General features: G+C 68.8%; 2 protein-coding genes. Both read right to left on the reverse strand.

Annotation, left to right across the window (positions count from 1 at the left end; genetic code table 11):
* Positions 1–1,599 (reverse strand): methyl-accepting chemotaxis protein (locus tag Y694_RS20615; RefSeq protein ID WP_036236077.1); only part of this gene is annotated, 1,599 nt, incomplete at its 3' end.
* 50 nt (positions 1,600–1,649) lie between these two features.
* Positions 1,650–3,337, reverse strand: a 1,688-nt coding sequence (locus tag Y694_RS20620) for a chemotaxis protein CheA (protein WP_036236080.1), incomplete at its 5' end; no start/stop codon positions are given.

The raw sequence follows: 3,337 nt of genomic DNA on the forward strand, positions 1-3,337 counted from the left end.
GCTGGGCGCGGGCAGGCTCGGCGTGGCAGCGGCCGGCCGCGACACCGCGCCATGCGCATCGACGCGGAACACCGAGACCGAAGCGGCCAGACGGATCGCCTGATCCTTCAGGCTCTCGGCGGCGGCGGCGCTCTCCTCCACCAGCGCGGCGTTCTGCTGCGTCATCTGGTCGAGGTTGGTCACCGCGGTGTTGACCTGACCGATGCCGTCCGACTGCTCGGCGGCGGCGGCCGTGATCTCACCGATGATGTCGGACACACGCTGCACCGAACCCACGATCTCGCTCATCGTGCGGCCGGCATCGGCCACCAGCTTGCTGCCCGACTCGACCCGCTCGACGCTCGCACCGATCAGGTCCTTGATCTCCTTGGCGGCCTGGGCGCTGCGCTGCGCCAGGTTGCGCACTTCGCCGGCCACCACCGCGAAGCCGCGGCCCTGCTCACCGGCACGGGCGGCCTCGACCGCCGCGTTCAGTGCGAGGATGTTGGTCTGGAAGGCGATGCCGTCGATCACGCCGATGATGTCGGCGATCTTCTTGCTGCTCGCGTTGATGTCGTCCATCGTCGACACGACCTGCGACACCACCTGGCCGCCCTTGGCCGCCGTGGCCTGGGCCGACGACGCGAGCTGGTTGGCGGTGCGGGCGGACTCGGCGGTCTGCTTGACCGTGCCGGTGAGCTGCTCCATCGAGCTCGCGGTTTCCTGAAGGTTGCTCGCGGTCTGTTCGGTGCGGGCGCTGAGGTCCTGGTTGCCGGTCGCGATCTCGCTGCTGGCGGTGGTGATGCTGTCGGTGCTCAGGCGCACCGCGCTCACCATGTCGCGCAGCGAGGTCTGCATCCTGCCCAGGCTGCGCTGCAGGTCGGCCACCTCGTCGCGGCCCGTGGCGTCGATGGGTTGCGACAGGTCGCCGGCGGCGATCGCCTGCGTGCTGGCCGCAGCGCGGCGCAGCGGCGCCGTCACGGACCGGGTCAGGACCCAGGCGCTCAGGCTGCCGAGGACGATGGACACACCGGCCAGCACCAGCAGCATCAGCTTGCTGCGCTGCACGTCGGCCTTCACCGCAGCGGCGCTCTGCACGGCCAGCTCGCGCTCGAAGTTACTGAAGTCCTCGATGGCCGCCAGGTAGACCTTGGAGGCCGGCAGCAGGCTCTTCTCCAGGAGCAGCTCGACCGCCGCGACGTCGCCGGCCTTCAGCAGGGCCAGCGCCGCTTCGCGTTGGTCGATGTAGACCTTGCGCTTCCCTGAGATGTCGGCAAACAGTGCCTTGCTGCGCTCATGGCTCAGCTCGGCCTCCAGTTCCTTCTGCACGCGCGTGATCTGCTCGCTGGTGTCCTTCATCTGCGGCGTGAGGAACGCGCTCATCTGCGGCAGGCCACCCGACTTCACGATCGCGATGGTGCGGCTGACGTTGAGCGTGGTCAGGTTCTTCCATTCGTCGGCCCGCGCCACGCGATGCTCCACGTCGAGCGCGCTGTCGAAGCCCCGTTCGGTCATCACGAGTCGCGAGAACGAGAGCATGACGATCAGCACCAGCAACAACAGCACGGTGCCGAAGCCTGCCCCGAGTCGGGCGCCGATCTTCAGTTGGTCGAGTTTCATCTTGGAGTCTTTCCGGGAGAGCGGGAATCGGTTCGGGCGGAGACGGCCCCTCAGTGGCGCGAGCGCCGCACCAGCGATCCCACGTCGAGGATGAGGGCGACGCGGCCGTCACCCATGATGGTGGCGCCGGAGATGTCGTCGACCTTGCGGTAGTTGGCCTCGAGGTTCTTCACCACCACCTGCTGCTGGCCGATCAGCTCGTCCACCAGCAGCGCGATGCGGCCGCCCTCGGCCTCGATCACGACCATGATCTCGCTGGCATGCTCGTCGTTCGAGCGCGGCACGTGGAACAGCTGCTCGAGCTCGAGCACCGGCATGTATTCCTCGCGCACCTCGACCACGCGGCCGCTGCCGCCGACGGTCTTGATGACGTTCTCGCCGACCTGGAAGCTCTCGACCACGCTGGACAGCGGCAGGATGTAGACCTCGTCGCCGACACCCACGCTCATGCCGTCCATGATGGCCAGCGTGAGCGGCAGGCGCACCGCGACGCGCATGCCGTAGCCTTCGGCCGAGTCGATCTCGACGGTACCGCCGAGCGAGGCGATGTTCTTCTTGACCACGTCCATGCCGACACCGCGGCCGGACACATCGGTCACCACCTCGGCGGTGGAGAAGCCGGGCTCGAAGATCAGCGCCCAGACCTCGCCGTCGCTCAGCGAGTCGGGGGCATGCAGACCGCGTTCGCGCGCCTTCTTCAGCAGCTTCTCGCGCGACAGGCCCTTGCCGTCGTCGCGCACCTCGATGACGATGCTGCCGCCCTGGTGGGACGCCGCCAGCGTGATCGTGCCGACCTCGGGCTTGCCCTTGGCGCGGCGTTCCTCCGGCATCTCGATGCCGTGGTCGCAGGAGTTGCGCACCAGGTGGGTCAGCGGGTCGGTGATCTTCTCGACCAGGCTCTTGTCCAGCTCGGTCGCTTCGCCCTGCGTCACCAGCTCGACCTGCTTGCCGAGCTTGCTGGCCAGGTCGCGCAGCATGCGCGGGAAGCGGCTGAACACCGTCTGCATCGGGATCATGCGGATCGACATCACCGCTTCCTGCAGGTCGCGGGTGTTGCGGTCCAGCGCCGTCAGGCCCGAGACCATGCTCTGGTAGAGCACAGGATCGAGGTGGGTGCTGTTCTGCGCCAGCATGGCCTGGGTGATGACGAGCTCGCCCATCAGGTTGATCAGCTGGTCGACCTTCTCGACCGACACGCGGATCGACGATGCCTCCAGCGTGGCGGCCGGGGCCTTGCCCTCGGCCTTGCCGGCCGCCTTCGGAGCGCCTGCAGCCACCGCCGGTGCTGCGGCCTCGGTGGGCGGCTGGGTGGAGGCGCCAGGCGCACCGGGCGCGTTGTCGAAGAAGCCGAAGCCCGGGTCTTCCTCGGTCATCGGCGATCCGGGTGCGTTGGGATAGAAGCCGTAGCCCGGCGCGACGCGCTCGCCGCTCCAGGGGCGCAGTTGCACCTCCTCGCGCGCCACGTGGAAGCCGAACAGGTCGAGCAGGTCGGCGTCGCTGCTGGGCGTGGTGACGCGGAAGCGCCGCAAGCCGTCCTGAGGCATGCCACCGTCGATCGGATCGATGGTGCCGAGGCCCTCGATCTCCTTGAAGAGCTCGACGATGCTGTCGGCCAGTTCGGGCTTTTGCAGCGGCCCGAGCGTCAGCTCGAGGATGCGGTCGCCGTTCATCGTGACCGGCACGTCGTCCGCCGCCTCGGCGGAGGCCGGCGCCGGCGCCGGCGCCGGCGCCGGTGCCG

The organism is Methylibium sp. T29-B (genome assembly GCF_000576225.1).
Classification (GTDB): Bacteria; Pseudomonadota; Gammaproteobacteria; order Burkholderiales; family Burkholderiaceae_C; genus Methylibium; species Methylibium petroleiphilum.